The 19,209-nt window shown below is 46.0% G+C and carries 16 protein-coding genes, 1 tRNA gene, 1 rRNA gene, 1 other RNA gene and 1 other annotated feature; of the genes, 5 read left to right on the top strand and 14 right to left on the bottom strand.

Translation table 11 applies throughout. From position 1 onward, the window contains the following. Positions 1 to 333 precede the first annotated feature (333 nt). From CQS04_RS13445 to ffs, 6 genes are all read right to left on the bottom strand, one after another. A complete protein-coding gene (locus CQS04_RS13445) occupies positions 334 to 594 on the bottom strand; it encodes a pro-sigmaK processing inhibitor BofA family protein (RefSeq protein ID WP_165775551.1) in 261 nt (86 codons plus the stop codon). Positions 595 to 626: 32 nt separating this feature from the next. Continuing rightward, the gene (locus tag CQS04_RS13450; RefSeq protein ID WP_245858823.1) at positions 627 to 851 is read right to left on the bottom strand and encodes a YaaL family protein; all 225 of its coding nucleotides are present in this window, start codon (positions 849 to 851) and stop codon (positions 627 to 629) included. Further along, positions 851 to 1,447, bottom strand: coding sequence for a recombination mediator RecR (recR, locus tag CQS04_RS13455; protein ID WP_100354629.1), 597 nt, complete (start codon positions 1,445 to 1,447; stop codon positions 851 to 853). The genes CQS04_RS13450 and recR overlap by 1 nt, the downstream gene beginning before the upstream one ends. A gap of 12 nt (positions 1,448 to 1,459) precedes the next feature. After that, on the bottom strand, positions 1,460 to 1,783 hold the full coding sequence (locus CQS04_RS13460; RefSeq protein WP_100354630.1) for a YbaB/EbfC family nucleoid-associated protein: 324 nt from the start codon (positions 1,781 to 1,783) through the stop codon (positions 1,460 to 1,462). A 19-nt stretch (positions 1,784 to 1,802) separates the two neighbouring features. Beyond that, positions 1,803 to 3,497 (bottom strand): DNA polymerase III subunit gamma/tau, encoded by a 1,695-nt coding sequence (dnaX, locus tag CQS04_RS13465; RefSeq protein ID WP_100354642.1) that lies wholly within the window; start codon positions 3,495 to 3,497, stop codon positions 1,803 to 1,805. 96 nt (positions 3,498 to 3,593) lie between these two features. After that, positions 3,594 to 3,860, bottom strand: an RNA gene (gene ffs / locus CQS04_RS13470) — signal recognition particle sRNA large type. 122 nt (positions 3,861 to 3,982) lie between these two features. On the opposite strand from ffs, the gene CQS04_RS13475 reads away from it, so the two are divergent. Beyond that, a tRNA-Ser gene (locus CQS04_RS13475) sits at positions 3,983 to 4,075 on the top strand. Between the two features lie 344 nt (positions 4,076 to 4,419). Here the strand turns inward: CQS04_RS13475 and CQS04_RS13480 are convergent. Together CQS04_RS13480 and CQS04_RS13485 are read right to left on the bottom strand one after the other, a co-directional pair. Continuing rightward, positions 4,420 to 5,088 (bottom strand): deoxynucleoside kinase, encoded by a 669-nt coding sequence (locus tag CQS04_RS13480; RefSeq protein ID WP_100354631.1) that lies wholly within the window; start codon positions 5,086 to 5,088, stop codon positions 4,420 to 4,422. Continuing rightward, a complete protein-coding gene (locus tag CQS04_RS13485) occupies positions 5,085 to 5,723 on the bottom strand; it encodes a deoxynucleoside kinase (protein ID WP_100354632.1) in 639 nt (212 codons plus the stop codon). The genes CQS04_RS13480 and CQS04_RS13485 overlap by 4 nt, the downstream gene beginning before the upstream one ends. 130 nt (positions 5,724 to 5,853) lie before the next feature. Between CQS04_RS13485 and tadA the strand changes: the two genes are divergently transcribed. Then, on the top strand, positions 5,854 to 6,336 hold the full coding sequence (tadA, locus tag CQS04_RS13490; RefSeq protein WP_100354633.1) for a tRNA adenosine(34) deaminase TadA: 483 nt from the start codon (positions 5,854 to 5,856) through the stop codon (positions 6,334 to 6,336). 24 nt (positions 6,337 to 6,360) lie between these two features. On the opposite strand, the gene serS is transcribed toward tadA, so the two are convergent. Then, the gene (gene serS, locus CQS04_RS13495; protein ID WP_100354634.1) at positions 6,361 to 7,635 is read right to left on the bottom strand and encodes a serine--tRNA ligase; all 1,275 of its coding nucleotides are present in this window, start codon (positions 7,633 to 7,635) and stop codon (positions 6,361 to 6,363) included. A gap of 64 nt (positions 7,636 to 7,699) precedes the next feature. Continuing rightward, positions 7,700 to 7,903: a binding site (T-box leader), on the bottom strand. A gap of 131 nt (positions 7,904 to 8,034) precedes the next feature. Here serS and CQS04_RS13500 point away from each other — a divergent pair. Both CQS04_RS13500 and CQS04_RS13505 read left to right on the top strand, forming a co-directional pair. Further along, positions 8,035 to 9,624: a GGDEF domain-containing response regulator gene (locus tag CQS04_RS13500; protein ID WP_100354635.1), complete on the top strand. Its 1,590-nt coding sequence runs from the start codon at positions 8,035 to 8,037 to the stop codon at positions 9,622 to 9,624. Further along, positions 9,621 to 9,971 (top strand): response regulator transcription factor, encoded by a 351-nt coding sequence (locus CQS04_RS13505; RefSeq protein ID WP_100354636.1) that lies wholly within the window; start codon positions 9,621 to 9,623, stop codon positions 9,969 to 9,971. Before CQS04_RS13500 ends, CQS04_RS13505 begins: the two co-directional genes overlap by 4 nt. 36 nt (positions 9,972 to 10,007) lie before the next feature. On the opposite strand, the gene CQS04_RS13510 is transcribed toward CQS04_RS13505, so the two are convergent. Then, entirely contained in the window at positions 10,008 to 12,824 is a 2,817-nt protein-coding gene (locus tag CQS04_RS13510; protein WP_165775552.1) for an ATP-binding protein, read from the bottom strand. Positions 12,825 to 12,987: 163 nt separating this feature from the next. Between CQS04_RS13510 and pdxR the strand changes: the two genes are divergently transcribed. Continuing rightward, a complete protein-coding gene (pdxR, locus tag CQS04_RS13515) occupies positions 12,988 to 14,367 on the top strand; it encodes a MocR-like pyridoxine biosynthesis transcription factor PdxR (protein ID WP_100354638.1) in 1,380 nt (459 codons plus the stop codon). Between the two features lie 17 nt (positions 14,368 to 14,384). Here the strand turns inward: pdxR and CQS04_RS13520 are convergent, their stop codons facing one another. The 4 genes from CQS04_RS13520 to rrf all read right to left on the bottom strand — a co-directional run bounded on the left by CQS04_RS13520 (position 14,385) and on the right by rrf (position 19,118). Next, positions 14,385 to 15,710 carry a serine hydrolase gene (locus tag CQS04_RS13520; RefSeq protein WP_425430251.1) on the bottom strand — a complete coding sequence of 442 codons (1,326 nt, stop codon included), beginning with the start codon at positions 15,708 to 15,710 and terminating at the stop codon, positions 14,385 to 14,387. Between the two features lie 143 nt (positions 15,711 to 15,853). After that, on the bottom strand, positions 15,854 to 17,320 hold the full coding sequence (guaB, locus tag CQS04_RS13525) for an IMP dehydrogenase (RefSeq protein ID WP_100354639.1): 1,467 nt from the start codon (positions 17,318 to 17,320) through the stop codon (positions 15,854 to 15,856). Positions 17,321 to 17,463: 143 nt separating this feature from the next. Next, entirely contained in the window at positions 17,464 to 17,940 is a 477-nt protein-coding gene (locus tag CQS04_RS13530) for a glutathione peroxidase (RefSeq protein WP_100354640.1), read from the bottom strand. Between the two features lie 1,062 nt (positions 17,941 to 19,002). Beyond that, a 5S ribosomal RNA gene (gene rrf / locus CQS04_RS13535) occupies positions 19,003 to 19,118 on the bottom strand. Positions 19,119 to 19,209 lie beyond the last annotated feature (91 nt).

The following is a 19,209-nucleotide window of genomic DNA, read 5'->3' on the forward strand; positions in this document are numbered from 1 at the left end:
AAACTCTCCATAAAAGAGAGCTTAAAATAAGCTCATTTTGTTGCTGGCATCATAATGATGTCCATTTTTGAACGTCCGTCACATCCCGTTAAAGGATACGACTTGGTTCTGTTTGCGTCACGCACACCCAACGGGGGTCGGGGTGGTGACGCTCTATCTTGACGTCTTGCATGTTCAGTTTTCAATGTTCATATGTCGTCTTGAGACAACTTTTAAAGTATACCAACTTATCAAAACGTTGTCAACACTTTATTTTTCTGATGTTGCCGTGTTGCCTTGGCGACCTAACTAATAATACACGCATTCCATAGAACCGTCAATAGCTTTTTTCAATTACATAAAAAAAGATAAAACAAAGATGCCAATGACTCCTGGAACACCACAGATAACGGAGAATCCAGCGGTAAAGTAATTGATTGGAACACTCCATTCCTCGCCAACGTAGCTCACCGTGAGATGAAGAGCATAAAAACAGACGAGGCCAATAGCTGCTCGCCAAACAAACGGGCTGACCCATTCAAAGAATGTCGTGACCGGCTGACGTAATATAAATAACAATACAAATAAAAAAAGGGAAAGACCAAGATAGATCATCTCCATGGCTCCTTTCCCTTTACGATATGCAGTTAATTCGGTTTATAGACCACTTGGCGACGCTTCGCTTCTTTATATAGATAAAAGTGAATGCTCTCAAGAGTTTTTCGCTTGGCAATCGCATCGAGATTGTAGTCATCCAAGTGAGATTCTACAGCCTGTGCTGTATGCCAGTCGCTCCGAGTTTCTTCTAATAAACGGATGAACCTTGCATCGTAGTCTTTTTTTAGTTTGTTTCGTTTTGAGAAGATCGCCACTACAGCTCGCGTCTCCCTTCGAGTGCTTTAGACAAGGTCACCTCATCGGCATACTCTAGATCGCCACCAACTGGCAGACCGTGAGCAATGCGCGTAGTACGGATTCCAGACGGCTTGACCAGTCGAGAGATATACATGGCTGTAGCCTCTCCTTCGATGGTTGGGTTGGTCGCTAGAATCAATTCCTGTACCTCTTCGTTTTGAAGACGCTTGAGGAGTGGAGGAATATTGATATCTTCCGGTCCAATCCCTTCCATTGGCGAGATGGCGCCGTGCAGCACATGGTACAGCCCTTGATAGTCTCGCATCTTTTCCATCGCGATGACGTCTTTCGTGTCTTGCACGACGCAGATCATCGTTTGGTTGCGTGACGCGTCTTGGCAGATCGCGCATGGGTCGACGTCGGTAATATGACCACAGACTGAGCAGTAGCTGAGGTTTCGTTTAGCATCGATCAATGCTTTCGCGAAGTCTGTGACGGTGTCTTCTTTCATACTAAGGACAAAAAACGCCAGACGGGCCGCTGTCTTCGGCCCAATACCTGGCAGTTTCATAAAACTGTCGATTAACTTTGAGATCGGAGCTGGATAGTGCATGCTGGTGTCCTCCTAGAACATGCCAGGAAGGTTCAATCCTTTCGTGAATTGGCCCATTGTGGCATTCGCTGTCTCTTCTGCTTTCTTTAATGCTTCGTTCGTTGCAATCACGATTAGGTCTTGCAGCATTTCCACATCTTCTGGATCCACGACAGACTCATCAAGTGCAACGCCAACCACTTCACGGTGACCCGTTACAGTGACTTTAACCATACCGCCACCTGCAACACCTTCAAAGTGTTGTGTGCCAAGCTCTTCTTGAGCCTCCGCCATCTTCTTCTGCATTTTTTGCATTTGCTTCATCATACCTTGCATATTTCCCATTCCACCACGCATAGTGATTTCCTCCTCGATATTAGTCTTCTTTAATTTCTACAAAATCTTCCCCGAACAGTTTGGTCGCTTCGGAGATTAGTGGGTCTTCTTGGACATCCACATCTTCCCCTGCCTCCGGTTCTTCCATGCCGCCAGCCAATTGGTTGCCTGCGATGAAGGAAGAGCGGATCTCAAGCCACTGATCTTCTGGAGTATAAAGTACTTCATAAAGCGTTCCGGTGACATCTTCCACTACTTGAGGGAACGAGGTCGAGAACGTTTGATTGTCCATTGCCATTTGGCAGTGGATTTCATATTTGAATTTTAACACAAAAGCCGTATCCGATGCCGCAACCGGTTCCGCATCATTGAGGAGCGCGGCGTGTGAACGCTGCAGCTGCTGCAAGATTTGGGCCCATTGCGTCTTCACTTGCTGGATAGCGGGTTTTGTAGCGGATTTTAAGACTTCTTGAATGCGGCCGGCTGGTACTTTGATGCCACTCGGTCCGCGTTGACGTTTTTGTTTTGGTGCTTCTGCAGGCGCGTTGCCACCACCCGATTTCAGTTGGGCCTCGAGCTTCGCAATCTTGTTCTCCAGTTTCTGGACCTGCTCGTCTGATACGGAAGAAGTTCCCATAGCTGCTGGTTGGTCAGAGAGTTGGGACAAGCGAATGAGGGCCGTCTCGACGTATATCTTGGGATGATTTGAAAAACGCATCTCTTGTTGCATCTCGGTCGCAATTTGAATGCTCGCATAAAGACGTTGCTGCGAATAGCGCTTGGCAAGAGCGATTACGTCTTCCGTCGGCTCTGCTAGTTCTACCATATCTTCTGGTGCTTCCACGTGTTGCATGATCAACAAGTCACGGAAGAACGTTACGAGGTCTTCAATCAGGCGAACCGGGTCTTTCCCGTCCATGATCAATTGGTCCAGTGTCGCGAGTGCTGTATTGACGTCTCCAGCAAGGAGGGCCTCCGCAATCGTCACAAACGCATCGGAACCAATCGAGCCTGTAATGAACAACGCCTCTTCCATGGTCATCGTTCCTGTACTATACGAGACGACCTGGTCGAGCAGACTAAGTGCATCGCGCATTCCACCGGCCGAAGCTTGAGCAAGAAGACGAAGCACTTTCTCATCATAGGGAATCCCCGCGTCATCGAGCACTTGAGTCATTCGTTCTACGATATCGTTGTTGGAGATCCGTTTAAAGTCGAATCGCTGACAGCGAGAAATAATCGTCAGAGGAATTTTATGTGGCTCTGTTGTTGCAAGGACAAAGACAGCATGTGGCGGTGGTTCTTCTAACGTCTTCAACAGCGCATTGAAGGCACTTGTTGACAGCATATGCACCTCATCGATGATGTACACTTTGTAACGCGCGTTTGACGGAGCGAAACGTACCTTTTCGATGACATCTCTCATTTCCTCTACTCGGGAGTGAGAAGCCGCATCGAACTCCAAAACGTCTGGGTTCGAGCCGTCGGTGATGCTTGTACAGATTGCACATGTGTTGCAAGGCTCTTTGGCCGGACCGTTTTCACAGTTCAATGCTTTCGCAAAGATTTTAGCTGTACTGGTCTTTCCGGTTCCGCGAGGTCCTGAGAACAGATAGGCATGTGTTGTTTTTCCAGAGTCTAGCGCGTTCTGGAGGGTTTGCTTAATGTGTTTTTGGCCGGACATTTCCACAAAAGATTGCGGTCGGTAGGCACGATAAAAGGCTTGATAGGTCACACATTCCACTCCATTTCTGATCATCAGTCACTCTTTCCATTATACCATAAAAAACCCGTCTTCCCTAACGGAAAACGGGTGAATCTTCTATGTATACCGTGCACCTTCCTTCGACTGCTACACATGAGCGGCACGCTTGTCGTTAGCTCAGCCCAGGCAACCCCGCGGCACATAAATAGCACCACTTAATGCTGCTTCCTTCCGGACCTGACATGGTTCATGGGTATTCATTGCGCAGGACCCGGACGTCAACACTACGTGCAAACACCGGACCTCACATGCAAACAGCCTCAGAGAAGGAGTTCAGTCTCGCTAGAGCGGATTGCGAGTTACAGGACACCGCTACCTTCCCACCTAGCACGGCATTTACTAGTATACGCACCTGCTGACAAAAAATCAAATGCCGCGTGAAAATTCCTGTAAAAAAAATTGAATTTCATTGTTGACTTTCATTTTTAGACGTGATAAATTTATCTCTGTACTTCGGAGGTATACCCAAGTCCGGCTGAAGGGATCGGTCTTGAAAACCGACAGGCGGGTCAAACCGCGCGGGGGTTCGAATCCCTCTACCTCCTCCATTTTTATAAACACACACGCATAAATACGAGATTGAATTCGATCACTCCAGGTCGAATTTTTCTTGAAAACTTCGTGTCTGAATATTTCGAACTGCCTGTCTCACATCTTGTGAGGGGGCAGTTTTTTGTTGTGGGTAAATCTGAGGTCTGAGCGGAATTGTTTACTAACCGAACTAGAGTTTTTAACGCCCGAACCGGCTCAATTAATGCCCGAACATGACAGCTTAACGCCCAAACCGCCGAATTTAACGCCCCAAGTGATTTTATGGAAACCTCCTCAGCCTTCGCCAAACAAAAAACCCCTCCGCCTCCATAAGAGACAAAGGGGCAACACACTCTATTCTCTATCCGCGGTAGACAGCCGTTTTCGTCAGATGGCTACCGATGCGGTCTAAAATCTTCTCTACGTCTTCTGGACGCTTCACGATATCGTAATCGTTGATGTTCAAACGAAGCACAGGGCATCCGTTGAAATTATCGATCCAGTCCTCATAGCGTCCGTGCATCTCTTCCCAGTACGAAATTGGGGTCTGCTGCTCCATCGGACGGCCACGTTCTTGAATGCGGCCAATGATGCTCTCTAAAGAGCCTTCCAAATAGATCAACAAGTCTGGGTGCGGGAAGTATGGTGTCATAACCATTGCATCAAACAGGCTTGTGTACGTTTCGTAATCTACTGGATCCATCGTACCCTTCTCTTTGTGCATGCGCGCAAAGATCCCTGTATCCTCATAAATCGAACGGTCTTGAATGAAGCCGCCACCGTACTCAAACATACGCTTCTGTTCTTTAAAGCGCTCCGCTAGGAAGTAAATTTGTAAATGGAAGCTCCACTTCGAAAAATCATCGTAAAAACGGTCCAAATACGGGTTGGTATCCACTTTTTCAAAAGAAGTTTTGAAATCGAGGGCCTCCGCTAAAGTTTTGGTCATCGTCGATTTTCCAACGCCGACTGTTCCGGCAATGGTGATCACAGCATCATGGGGAATGCCGTATTTGTCTCGTAAATTCATCGTTGCAAGCTCCTTTTATGTAATGTTGCATCTACTTTATCTAAAATATGGGCCAGGTCTTGTGGGTTCTGTACAAAATCAAAGTCATCGCCACTGAAGCGAAGGACGGGTACTTCTGGGTGTGCCTTCTCGAAATCTTCGATGAACACACGGTAATCTGCAGAAAGCTGGGCAAGATACGCTGGGTCGATCTTCTTTTCAAAGTCACGTCCGCGTAATTCAATCCGTTCTAACAATACGTCGAGGCTCGCATCGAGGTACACGACCATGTTCGGAACCGGCATGTCGCGTGTTAAAATGGAATAGATTGCTTCGTACTTCGTGTATTCAATCGGCGAAAGCGTACGCTTTGCGAAAATGAGATTTTTGAAAATATGATAATCAGCAGCGACAGGACGTTCCTTTGCGATATAATGCTGTTGGATGTCTGCCAGTTGCTTGTAGCGGTTGCAGAGGAAAAACATTTCGGTTTGGAAGCTCCATTCCGCAATATTGTCATAAAACTTATCCAGGAACGGGTTCTCATCAACAATTTCTTTCAGTAGTTCAAATTGATAGGTATCGGCAATGGCTTTGGCTAGAGATGTCTTCCCTACACCAATGGGGCCCTCTACCGTAATAAATGGAATGGACATAGCTTCTGACCTCACTCTTCTGTCTCAAGTCGTGCTTTCCATTTTACCATAGCTCCCCTTTGAAACATAGATGAAAATCCGTCCATCTTTCAACAACAAAACAACGAAAATAAATGAGGAGGAAGGTCTTATGCACGACTTCTATATGAGAGAAGCCATCGCCGAGGCAAAGAAGGCCGGAGACGCAGGTGAAGTCCCAATTGGGGCAGTCCTCGTCTATAAGGACCAGATCATTGCTCGTGCGTCCAACCTTCGGGAGACCACACAAAACGCCCTCACACATGCCGAGATGCTGGTCATCGAAGAAGGCTGCAAGCACCTCGGCAGCTGGCGTCTGGAAGAGACCACTTTATATGTGACACTCGAGCCGTGCCCGATGTGTGCCGGTGCTATCTTGCAGTCTCGCATTCCAACGGTCGTCTACGGTGCACGGGACCAAAAAGCAGGCTGTGTGCATTCACTCTACACACTCCTGAATGACTCGCGTTTCAATCATGAGTGCCAAGTAATCGAAGGCGTGGCGGCAGAAGAATGTGGCGAGCTGCTCACCTCGTTCTTCCGCAACTTACGAGCGCAGAAAAAGCTTCGCAAACAGCAACAGCCAGAATCCTGAATGAGGACTCTGGCTGTTTTTCTATTAGCGGATGACGTCTTTGCCACCCATGTAAGGACGCAAGACTTCTGGAATGACGACAGAGCCGTCTTCTTGTTGGTAGTTCTCTAAAATCGCCGCTACTGTACGGCCGATTGCAAGACCACTACCGTTCAGTGTGTGTACGTACTCTGGCTTCGCGCCTGGCTCGCGACGGAAACGGATGCCTGCACGACGCGCTTGGAAATCTTCAAAGTTACTGCAAGAAGAAATCTCTTTGTAGTCGTTATAGCTTGGTAACCACACTTCGATGTCGTACTTCTTCGCAGCTGTGAATCCAAGGTCCGCTGTACACATCAACAATACGCGGTATGGAAGACCCAGTAATTGAAGGACCTTCTCTGCGTGGCCTGTAAGCAACTCAAGCTGCTCGTAAGATTCTTCCGGCTTCACAAAACGGACTAGCTCTACTTTGTTGAACTGGTGCTGACGGATCAAGCCGCGCGTGTCACGACCTGCAGAACCTGCTTCAGAACGGAAACATGCACTGTATGCTGTGAACGCTTGTGGCAGCTGCTCCGCATCTAAGATCTCATCGCGGTAAAAGTTCGTTACAGGAACTTCTGCTGTTGGGATCAAGAAGTAATCTTCTTTTTCAATCAAGAACGCATCTTCTTCAAACTTCGGCAACTGGCCAGTTCCTGTCAAGCTCTCGCGGTTGGCCATGTACGGAGGAATCATTTCCTCGTAGCCGTGCTCTTCTGAGTGCAGATCCATCATGAAGTTTAAAAGTGCACGCTCTAGACGAGCTCCTAGACCACGGTAGAATGCAAAACGACTTCCAGTAACTTTTGCAGCGCGCTCGAAGTCCACAAGCTTCAAGTCTGTCACGATGTCCCAGTGGGCTTTTGGCTCGTACTCAAACGTTGGTGTCTCGCCCCATGTACGGTGCGTGACGTTGTCGTCTTCTGTATCGCCGACAGGTACGCTGTCATGCGGAATATTTGGGATGCGCATCATCATGTGTGTGAACTTCTCTTCAACATCGCGTAACTCTTCATCAAGTGCTTTGATTTCATCGCCTACTTGACGCATGCGTGCAATCGCGTCGTCTGCATTTTCTTTGTTGCGTTTCATCGTAGAGATCTGTTCAGACACCTTGTTACGCTCAGACTTCAGTTCCTCTGTCTTGGCAATCAGTTCACGGCGTTTCTGGTCAAGCGTCTCAAACTGGTCAAACTCAGAAATATCTTCGCCTCTCTTCGCAAGCTTGGCTTTAACGGCTTCAAAATTATCTCGTACATAACGTACATCTAACATAGAAATTCCTCCTTAAATTTGGCTTCCAACGATATTTTTGCATACAAAAAGCCCCCATCCCTAAAAAAGGGACGAGAGCTACCCGCGTTACCACCCTGGTTGTGTCCGCGTAACGAACACCACTTGTCTCATAACGGCCACTGGACCGGTCCCCGTTATACCGGAGACAACTCTCAGGATGGATTCACAAGTGTTTTTATCAGCTCACACCAACCGCTGACTCTCTTGAAAAAACGGGCTTGTTACTACTTCCGATCATCGTTTTTCGCACATGAAATTAGCTCTAGTTTACATGATTTTATAGAACTATGCAACGCTCTTCTCTAGACGTAGTTGTTTATGGTACGCACCTCGGAGAAATGGTACACTTTAACAAATGCCTGATGACGAGGTGATGGAATGGACGACCGCTACAAGGAGATGCTGGCCAATAAACTCGAGAAAAAGATGAAGGAATGGGAGAAGCAACCGGCATCTGAAGCAGATGTTTATAAATTTTTACATATGATGAAAGGAACAGCTGGTACTATTGGGATTCAAGACTTATCGGAATTTGCAGAACAACAGCTAAATCTTGTAGACGAGACAGCGGCCACCCTGTATCCTACTGAAAAACTGAACCACCTTCACGTTGCACTTTCTTCCTATTTTCATCACGCAGATACCGATTCGCAAACGAAGACGAGTGACCGGCAGCTGATTCTCTTGATTGATACCGATTTTTCTTTTGCAACGGAATTGAAAGATCAACTAGAGCAAATCGGCTATCACGTGATTTTGTCTCTGACCGCAAAACGTGGTATTGAGCTGTTTTATACCATGCAGCCTTCTATGGTTTTCATAGACTACCATCTTTCAGATATGGACAGTCTGGATGTCTTGACTCAGATTTATCCAACAGCACGTACAAAATTTATTCCGATTACCCTGTTATCGAATAGCTATTCTCCAGAGCTTCACCGCACAGCATTAGAACGAGGAGCTATGGATTATTTTCGAAAGCCACTGGATGTTACATGGTTTAGCAGCTTTGTAGAGAACCGCATGCGTCAGAAAAAAGCGATTCAAGAGTTCGGTCTAACGGATGAACTGACAGGCGCAGGAAACAGAAAAGCTATGAACGACTCTCTGGCTTCGCTTTATCAGAACTATCAACGAACAGGCGAATCGTATGTACTAGCCCTCCTCGACTTGGATCATTTCAAACAAGTCAATGATACTTATGGCCATCTAATGGGTGATGAAGTGCTACGTCGCTTCGGAACATTTCTTATAGAAACTAAGCGCTCCACAGATTTATTTTTTCGCTATGGTGGAGAAGAATTTGCCATTGTCGTGCCACAAGGAAAAGAGACGCAGGTTGTGGTGTTCGTCGAAAAGCTGCGGACCCTTTGGGCAAAGGAAGTCTTTTTCCCAAAAGACCACCCTCCTTTTCAAGTCACATTCTCAGCCGGGATCGCTACTTTGATGACCACGACGGAAGAAGTGATCGACTGGGCCGACCAGGCACTGTATCTAGCCAAGAGAGAAGGTCGCAATCAAACAAAACGGTTCGCAGATGCTGTCACCACACGCAAGCGCCTCTCTCTCATTCTTATCGATGACGATGATGTCTTAAGCGCTCTTCTTGAGAAAGCATTCAACCAATGGACGTCTGATGAATTTGAAATCAGCTGGACACGCTATGGAAGCGGAGAACACTTTTTAGAAGACGATTGGTACCATGAAGAGGCGGACCACATCCTGTTACTCGATTGGATCTTACCGGGAATAGACGGAATGGATATCCTACAACAAGTACGGACCAGGTACCCAAACGACTCGATTTTGATCTCGATGCTGACCGCTCGCAATAAGACGGAAGATTTACGGAAGGCAATGAGCTTGGGGGCAGATGATTACATACAAAAGCCGTTCCAGACGGCGGACGTAGTAGCACGTATTCAAAATCTGTCCATGCGCTTCACGAATGGAGGAGTTCCACAATGAAACGAATTTTAGTTGCAGAAGATGAAGAAATCCTTCGCATGCTCCTGTGCGATACATTAGAAGATGATTACGAAGTGACAGAAGCCGAAAATGGACTTGAAGCCATCCAAAAGATTCAAGAAGAGTCCTTTGATCTGTTGTTAATCGATTACATGATGCCTTTTTATACGGGTGTGGAAGTCATTGAATCTGCGCGTGCCGCTGGAGTTACAACTCCTATCGTCATGCTGACTGCTAAAACGCAAGATTACGACCGCCAACTCGCACTTGAAGCAGGAGCCAACTATTTTGTAGCCAAACCATTCAGTCCGATGGAGCTTTTAGAATTTGTGCATAGTATCATTTGAAAAATCCCTCTTGTCCTGAGCGACAAGAGGGATTTCTTACTGTTCTAGAACCATAAACACGGTCTGTGACAAACGTTCCGGCGGATAAGGCTTCACTAAATAGTCTGCAATTTGAAGCGTCTCAAAATAGTCTTTCTGCGGTTCTAGAGCCGAACTGATAATAACAGGAATTTTTGCTGTCTTTTGATCTTCTTTTAGCTGTTCTACCAACTGCCATCCCGTAAGTTCTTCCTCAAGCATCAAATCCAACACCACCACATCAGGGAGTTGCTTAGCCAAAGCCATCTGCGCCTCTTTTGTCGTCGTTGCATACATGATGCGGCACCCGTGATGTTTCAGCTCCTCTGACATCAAAGTCAGCATACTGATATCATCCTCTACAAGTAAAACTAATGGTGCATCTTGAAAATGATGAGATGACACTACGTCTTTTCCAACGGTATTCCAGTCCTCGAGTAGCGGAAGAGTCAGCCAGACCGTCGTGCCTTTGCCTTCTTCCGACTCGATCCAAATAGACCCGTGATGCTCCGTCATGATTTCTTGGCAGATGGCGAGTCCCAGTCCTGTCCCTCCAATTTTTCGGCGAGAGCTATTATCGATTCGTGAAAACTTTTTAAACAGCTTCGGAATATCTTGCGCAGGAATACCAATCCCCTGATCTTGAATGGAAATCTTCACTTGCTCCTGATCATTCTCCATTTCTATCGTTATTGAGCCACCATCTGGCGAGAACTTGCGTGCATTACTTAACAGATTCACGATTGTCTGCAGCATTCGTTCTTTATCGACCCGTACGAAACTGCGAGTAGAACGATCGGTAAATAGAATCGGTCTTGTATCATCTGTAGCGAATGTCTCGATACTTTCAAGAAGGATTTCTTCCATTCGGTGCTCTTCAAAGTGATAGTTCTGCTGACCGGCTTCCATACGTTGAATATCTAAGAAATCATTGATTAGATTGGTCAAGCGGCTCGTCTCTTTTTGTATTGTCTCTAAGTAGCGCTTTTGCTTTTCTGGCTTCGTATCTTTGTATAGCAGCAGCTCCGTAAATCCTAAAATACTAGACAGCGGCGTTCGTAACTCATGACTGACCGTGCTGACAAGTTCGGTCTTCATCTGATCGACCTCATATTGTTGCGTGATGTCTCGGTGTACAAACACCGTCCCCGTATACTCCTGTTGCTTGTAGATTGGAGTACTGTATACTTGCACCACTTTTTGAGATGTCCCATCAATAGTATAGGTCATGGACTGGCTCTTATACTTTTCATCCCCTAAGGCCTTCAAAAAGAAAACTTCTAACTCTTCTTTTTCTAGTACCTGTGTAGCAAGACCCTCCATCCAAAATTCTCTTGGGATCACCTGTTCAAGATTTTCAGGCTTGCTCCCGAACAACTCACAGAAGGCCTCATTGCGTTGTAGAATAGCGCCTGTCGTGTCGACATACTGGATTCCTTCTGAGATGTTATTGACGATGTTTTCGTTTAAAATGCGTTCTTGCACATTTTCTTCAAACAAACGAATTCGGTCGAGAACTAAATGAAGTCGCTCTAACATCGTCTGAATATCTTGTTGTTCTTCTGCAGAAAACGCATTGCCAATCCGAGCAAAGGCCGCATAAATCGTTTGGTCTGTCGCTTCATGATTCACACGGACATACAGTTCATAGATTGGAGACTCAAACGGAACAATGCCCCCTGCGTATTCCGCTGGTCGTGTGACCATCACACAGTCCTGTTGCTCTAAACGCTTTTCAATATAGGCTTTTCGTTCTGACGTAAACTGCTCGATCATGGAATCGGTCATTTGATAAACTCCGTACTCAGCATTGTCTGAGAACCACATGATTCCGTGATCCACCTTATAGGAGGAACAGAAGTATCGAATCGTTCTCTCGGCGACGTCTCGTCGGGCGATAGCTACTGAGATTTGACGATTCAGTTCGTTATAGCGTTCAACTCGTTTACGTGCGAGCTCCTTTTCTTCAAGTGATTGCTGCAATTGTTGTTGAGAAATCAGCATCTGCTGCTGCTGATCCACTAATTGGTTATTGCGATTTTTCAATTCTTCTTCATTCGTACGAATCGCTATAAACATACTCCCGAATGTGCGAGATAACACACCGATTTCATCTACTCGCTCAATAGGTTCATAGTGCTGCAACCGACCTTCTGTGAATTCATTAATCGCTGCACTTAAACTTTCAATAGGCCGAACAATACCGCGGATGGTCTGCCAGACATAAAAGGCCAGTGCACCTAATATAAAAGTAAGTGATGCATAGACGATTAGTGTATACACGCGATTGTATTCAAAGATTTGATCCCGTACTGACTCCAATTGGATCTCCAAATTATCATCCAGTTCTATTGTATACTGATTGAATTCATTTACGGCTGCATTCAGACCACTTTGAGACAAAGCACGCAACCCGTCATAATCCTGTTGCTGTACAAGCACAACAGCTGCTGGAAGGTTTTCTTCTTCGTAAGCTTTCATGAATGTCTGCAAGTTCTGAAGTACCGTAGCCTCGTTGGCATCTAAAGATTGTTCGAGTGCCTGGTTTAATGTAATTTTAAAATTCGCCAGTTCGCCGTAAGCGAGTTGGAGTTCTTGTTCATTTTGAAAGGAGTAATAGCCCCGAGCCCGAAAGAAAATCTGATTCAATGATAGCGAAAGCTCGTTGAAGATGTCTTTCTTTTCCTGCAACGCAAAGTACCGATCTTCTAACTGTCCTTGTTGGATATTCATAAACGCATAAATCGCTGTATTTATGACGAGCATTGCGACAATCCCAATCGTCAATAACCGTATGTACCGTCCACGCAAACTTGTCGTCTTCAACCACTTCACGAAGGTTCCTCCTTCAAGATAAGGCATTTTATTCATTATAAATTTTACACACGCGGATAGATAGTCAGAATTTTTCAAAGAACTCTCGTATAATAAAACTATCTACTTACGGGAGGCGTGACTTATCGAATTCTTTTTACCCCATCTTTCCGATGATTCCTCTATGCCATTGTATGAACGCCTATATCGTGCATTCCGAGAAGCCATTTTAACAGGACAACTTGCAGAAGGTGAGAAGCTACCATCAAAGCGCCAATTAGCCGATTACCTCTCTATCAGCCAGACGACAATCGAGACAACCTATCATCAGCTCGCAGACGAAGGTTATGTGCTGGCTCTACCACGAAAAGGCTACTTCGTTCAAAACAGTACCGAACTGATTCGAAGCGAGCCGACAGCGCCTGTTGCGCCTTCAGAGGTTGTCGCACCAAGCTTTCAATATGATTTCCACCCTGGAAAAATCGACTTGGCCCACTTTCCATTGGATCAATGGCGAAAGTGCGCACGCGACGTCTTATCAGACCGTAACCGGGACCTGCTTCATTTAGGCCATCCTCAAGGAGACCTGGCTCTTCGTCAGCAGATCACACACTATTTATTTCAATCTCGTGGCGTACGATGCAGTCCGGATCAACTCATCCTGGGATCTGGAACCGAGCAGCTCTTGCCGTTCCTACTTCGGCTTATGGGACAGCAAGGGGTGCTTGCGATTGAAGATCCAGGTTATTCGCTAACGCATCATTTCTCACAGGACAGTGCTTATCAGGCGATTCCGATTACCGTTGACGAAGAAGGGATGCGCGTAACCGAACTCAAGAAAACACGAGCAACAGCCGCTTATGTAACGCCGGCTCACCAATTTCCTACTGGCGCCATTTTGTCTGCATCACGGCGCAATCAGCTGCTCACCTGGGCGAGCGAAACGGGAAGCTACATTATTGAAGATGATTACGACAGCGAGTTCCGGTACGTGGGGATGCCGATTCCGGCGCTGCAAGGTTTCGATACACAAGACCGGGTCATTTATCTGAGCACGTTCTCTAAATCACTCATGCCGTCTCTTCGAATTGCTTATGCGGTCGTTCCTCGGCACCTTCTAGAGGTCTACCGTGCACGATTTGGTCATTATGCAGCCACCGTTCCTCGATTTGACCAGGCGACATTGACGCAGTTCATGGAACAAGGGCACTTTGAGAAACATGTGAACCGGATGCGGAAGCTTTACAAACGAAAACTGGACCTCTTGCACCGAATCGGCTCTCGTTATGACGACTGGCTCTCCATCTCAGGAGACCAGGCAGGGATGCATGTCGTCATCGATTGCAAGACTGACTTGTCTGGAGAGCAACTCCGCAAGCTACTTGCTGAAGAGAGCATCCGTCTCTCCTCGCTCGACCATTACCGAATCGACCGTACGACATCATCTTCAAAACTGTTGCTTGGGTTTGGTGGCATTCCGGAAGATGAACTGGAAGGAGCCTTGACGTTCCTGTTTGAAAAACTTGAAAAAATCTGCACACAAAAAACCACAGACCCAAGTTGAGTCTGTGGTTTGTTTCATTAAAAGAGGCCGCCAACAAAGTCTGTCACGTTGCCCCATAGCCCTGCAAAGAAAGCACCGATTCCTTGGAACACTAAAGAAATCCAGCTAGCACGTTCCACCGCAGCTGTAGTGACTACATCTACGCCTGCATCCTTTTCAAGAATATACCCTAAATCTTCTCCTTCTGTCTTCTGAAGCTTCACTTTCCCGACCACTTGGCCTTTTTCCACTTCAGCTTCTAAGAGCTCCGTTTCAGGAGTAAAGACTGGTGTATACAATTCTTTTTCACCCGATTTGATGACCATAGAGATGCCGTCTTTCACAGCAATTCCGACTTCATCTTCTTTCCCTTTATCGATGGCAATCGTTTCCGCACCTTCGATTGTCTGACCTGGTGTTACAATCTCTTGCTTCGTAAACTGAGCAAAACCGTAATCCATCATGGCGCGTGTCGCATCAAAACGTGCTTTATAAGAACCCACACCTTTTGCATCGACAGCTTTCATGACCACAGTGATCAGACGCATACCGTTACGCTCTGCAGTTCCTGTAAACGAGTGACCTGCAAGTTCTGTCGTTCCTGTCTTTAATCCGTCAATTCCTTCATATTCATATACCAGTCCTGGTAGCATGAAGTTCCAGTTCGACATTTCAATCGCGTCTTCTGTTCCTTCACGGAATGTCTTCTTTGGAATACTTGCTGCTTCTAGTACTTCTGGATAATCACGAAGTAACAAGAAGGCAAGACGTGCTACAGACTCTGCTGGCATGACGTTTTCATCATTAGCACCCGTTGAAGCTGGGTGCATTCCCATCAAGTCCGCATTGTTCAGTCCTGTCGAGTTCACGAATGTGTATCCTTCAAGACCCATTTCTTCTGCTTTTTCATTCATCAAAGTAACAAAGTTGTCTTCAGTGCCTGCAATAGTCTCAGCAATTGCTACAGTTGCAGCATTTGCTGAATAGATTGCCATTGCTTCATATAATTCACGAATCGAATACGTACCATCCTGACGAAGCGGAACATTACTTAAAGCGCGATTTTGAGAAAGCTTGTATGTATAGTCCGTCACAGAATACTGCTGGTCCCATGAGATACGTCCTTCTTCAATGGCTTCAAATAACAAGTATTCTGTCATCATTTTTGTCATACTGGCAATTGCAAGTGGTTGCTCTGCATTCTTGCTATATAAAATTTTCCCGGTCTCAGCGTCAATCATTATTGCAGCATCTACTGTAAGATTGAGCGGATCTGTCTCCGCTTGTGCTGCTTGTGGAATGCCCACGATTCCCGAAATCAAAAGCATCGGAACGAGGATCCACTGTGCCATCCATTTTTTCAACGTATTTACCCTCCAAAGCCTATTTTTCCTTGCTCATTTTATCACAAGAAGTTGCAAAATAATGCATGTTCATTAAAAAAACACACATAATGCCTAGTTTAGACGGCATTATGTGTGCGAATGTTCCTGATTGGAACTAGTTATTAGGAAATAGAATAATTCGGTGCTTCTTTTGTGATTTGAACATCATGTGGATGACTTTCACGAAGGCCGGCACCTGTCATTTTGATGAATTGAGCTTCGTTACGAAGTTTTTCTAAATTGTGCGCACCACAGTAACCCATACCTGAACGAATCCCACCTGTTAGTTGGTGAATCGTATCTGCTAGAGGTCCTTTGTATGGAAGGCGTCCTTCGATTCCTTCTGGAACCAATTTCTTCGCATCTTCTTGGAAGTAACGGTCTTTTGATCCGCGTTCCATAGCACCAATCGATCCCATACCACGGTACACTTTGAAACGACGACCTTGGAAGATTTCCGTTTCTCCTGGGCTTTCTGTAGTACCTGCAAGCATACTACCTAGCATCACGACATGGCCACCAGCTGCTAGAGCTTTTACGATATCTCCAGAGTACTTGATTCCACCATCTGCGATGATGGATTTGCCGTGCTTGCGTGCTTCACTTGCGCAATCGTAAACTGCAGTGATTTGTGGAACGCCAACTCCTGCAACAACACGTGTTGTACAGATCGAGCCAGGGCCGATTCCTACTTTGATTACATCTGCGCCTGCTTCAATCAATTCGCGTGTCGCTTCAGCAGTTGCCACGTTTCCTGCAATGATTGCAAGTTCTGGATAAGCAGCGCGGATTTCTTTAACAGTCTCGATAACCCCTTGAGAATGACCATGAGCCGTATCAATTGTGATGACGTCTACATGAGCCTTTACTAGCTTCTCTACTCGCATTAGCGTATCTTTAGTGACTCCAACAGCCGCTCCTACTAAGAGTCGACCGTGTGCGTCTTTTGCAGCGTTCGGGAATTCGATGACTTTTTCGATATCTTTAATCGTGATGAGACCTTTTAAAGTGCCATCTTCTGAAACAATCGGAAGCTTTTCGATTTTATATTGCTGAAGCATCTTTTCCGCTTCTTCTAATGTAGTTCCCACAGGAGCCGTTACTAGATTTTCTTTCGTCATCACATCATCAATCTTCAATGAATAGTCTTGAATGAAACGAAGATCACGGTTGGTAATAATTCCCACCAATTTCAAATCTTCTTCATTATTGACGATGGGTACACCTGAGATGCGGTATTTGCCCATCAAATGTTCTGCATCATATACTTGGTGAGTTGGTGTGAGGAAGAACGGATCTGTGATGACACCATTCTCTGAACGTTTTACAGTCTCTACTTGTTCTGCCTGCTCATCGATACTCATGTTTTTGTGAATGATTCCTAGTCCGCCTTGACGTGCCATAGCGATAGCCATCTTTGCTTCTGTCACTGTATCCATCCCTGCACTGATTACCGGGATATTTAATTTGATTGTTTCCGTTAGCTGTACAGACAAGTCGACATCCTTCGGCAATACCTCAGATTTTGCTGGAACAAGCAATACGTCATCAAATGTTAAACCTTCACGCTGGAATTTTGATTCCCACATTTTCCGTCTTCCTCCTCTTGATTTTAAATATTAGTGTTAAGGTTATCAGCGGGCTAGAGAGGTGTCAAGGCAAGCATAAATTAAACATGTATTCCGATTTTTCAATCATTTGTTTCCACAAGAAAAAGCGGATTTCTCCGCTTTTATAAGTACTTCACCAAGTCTTCTTCAATTTTGGCAGGGCTCGTCTGTGGCGCATAGCGTTTCACTACATTGCCTTCACGGTCCACAAGAAATTTCGTGAAATTCCATTTGATTCCTTCAGACAGCAAGCCTTTCTTTTCCGATACTAAATGTTGAAACAGGGGTTCTGCGTGATCCCCTTTCACATCAACTTTCGCAAACATCGGGAACGACACACCGTAGTTACGTTGGCAGAAACTCATCGTCTCCTCAATGTTATCAAATTCTTGATTGTTGAACTGGTCACTCGGAAAGCCGAGCACTTCGAAGCCTTGGTCCTTATATGTATCATACAGCTTCTGAAGTTCTTCAAACTGTGGTGTAAACCCGCACTTACTAGCTGTGTTAACGATCACTAACACTTTCCCTTTATACGCATCTAAGGCTACTTCGTCACCTGTTGTGGCTTTCACTTTAAAATCGAATACAGTAGTCATAAAGAAGATCGCTCCTTTCGGTAGTACTTTTACTTTACGAAGGATGCGTGCAGAATTCAACTTTGATGCCTATTAGATGTGGAAGGCGTTCGCTCAGAAATCTCGTGAAAACCAGGCGCACCAATTGAGGCGCTCTTTGCCTCGGTTGGGGTGAATGGTTTTTACGTGTATTTCTAACGCCTGCAACTCGATAGTGAGAAAAGTGGAGCAGCCTTGCTCAGAAACTCTTCGGGAATCAGGCGTAACTCGTGAGGCGTTTTGTGCCTCATGGGTTACGACTGATTATTGAATGGGTTTCTAGGCTGCGCAACTGGATCCAGTTAGATGTGGAGAACGCCACTCTAGAAATCTTGTAAAAATTGGGCGTGTCCGTGAAGGCGCTCTTTGATGATGCAATTCAAGTTTGAAGAGAATCAGATTTTCCTAGAAAGGCTTTTGAGTCTTAAGGGCTTTTCTAGAAAGGGCGGGTTTGAGGCATTCATTCATTTGAGGGGATTTTTCGTTGGTTTGGTATGGAAATGACTTGGGGTGATTTTAAAAGTGGGGCCTGTGATCGCTGCTTTGATGCGAATCATCGGCAGATGGAGCGTTTACGGAGGCAGATGTTGATTTTACGTCGGCAGATGACGCTTTTGCGTCGAGACCTCGTTCGTTCCTAGGCGCATCGTCGGCAGATGGAACTTTTACGGAGGCAGATATCGATTTTACGTCGGCAGTTGGCGCGTTTACGTCGAGACCTGCCTGAAAGTATCTGAACCAGTCGTCTCCACTACATATGCTCTTGCTAGAAAGGTCCTTCTACCATTAAAGGGCTTGCCTTTCGTATCAACGATGATATCGAGCTCCGGACGCCAGAAATCCACATAAAGATCCGGTCTCCTGCACATCGACTCGTAATCGAGTTGCAGGCGTTAGAAATACATTCAAAGATCATTCGCACCCACAGAGGCAAAGGGCGCCTCCATGGGCACGCCTGATCTTCGAAGCATTTCTGGGCGAACGCCTTTCACATCTAGATATACAAAAAAGGCCATCCCTCTCGGGATGACCTCTTTCCGTGTTGCCCAGCGACGTCCTACTCTCACAGGGGGAGACCCCCAACTACCATCGGCGCTGAAGAGCTTAACTTCCGTGTTCGGTATGGGAACGGGTGTGACCTCTTCGCCATCATCACTGGACATGAGCCTGTTCGCTCAAAACTGGATAGAACTCCATTGATCTTTTTGGTTAAGTCCTCGATCGATTAGTATTCGTCAGCTCCACACGTCG

Source organism: Chryseomicrobium excrementi, assembly GCF_002798305.1.
Classification (GTDB): domain Bacteria; phylum Bacillota; class Bacilli; order Bacillales_A; family Planococcaceae; genus Chryseomicrobium; species Chryseomicrobium excrementi.

What these genes read in the sequence shown, in the direction of transcription:
- CQS04_RS13445 (WP_165775551.1), bottom strand. Translation starts at nt 594, where the DNA reads ATGATCTATCTTGGTCTTTCCCTTTTTTTATTTGTATTGTTATTTATA.
- recR (WP_100354629.1), bottom strand. Translation starts at nt 1,447, where the DNA reads ATGCACTATCCAGCTCCGATCTCAAAGTTAATCGACAGTTTTATGAAA.
- CQS04_RS13460 (WP_100354630.1), bottom strand. Translation starts at nt 1,783, where the DNA reads ATGCGTGGTGGAATGGGAAATATGCAAGGTATGATGAAGCAAATGCAA.
- CQS04_RS13480 (WP_100354631.1), bottom strand. Translation starts at nt 5,088, where the DNA reads ATGAATTTACGAGACAAATACGGCATTCCCCATGATGCTGTGATCACC.
- CQS04_RS13485 (WP_100354632.1), bottom strand. Translation starts at nt 5,723, where the DNA reads ATGTCCATTCCATTTATTACGGTAGAGGGCCCCATTGGTGTAGGGAAG.
- tadA (WP_100354633.1), top strand. Translation starts at nt 5,854, where the DNA reads ATGCACGACTTCTATATGAGAGAAGCCATCGCCGAGGCAAAGAAGGCC.
- serS (WP_100354634.1), bottom strand. Translation starts at nt 7,635, where the DNA reads ATGTTAGATGTACGTTATGTACGAGATAATTTTGAAGCCGTTAAAGCC.
- CQS04_RS13500 (WP_100354635.1), top strand. Translation starts at nt 8,035, where the DNA reads ATGGACGACCGCTACAAGGAGATGCTGGCCAATAAACTCGAGAAAAAG.
- CQS04_RS13505 (WP_100354636.1), top strand. Translation starts at nt 9,621, where the DNA reads ATGAAACGAATTTTAGTTGCAGAAGATGAAGAAATCCTTCGCATGCTC.
- pdxR (WP_100354638.1), top strand. Translation starts at nt 12,988, where the DNA reads ATGCCATTGTATGAACGCCTATATCGTGCATTCCGAGAAGCCATTTTA.
- guaB (WP_100354639.1), bottom strand. Translation starts at nt 17,320, where the DNA reads ATGTGGGAATCAAAATTCCAGCGTGAAGGTTTAACATTTGATGACGTA.
- CQS04_RS13530 (WP_100354640.1), bottom strand. Translation starts at nt 17,940, where the DNA reads ATGACTACTGTATTCGATTTTAAAGTGAAAGCCACAACAGGTGACGAA.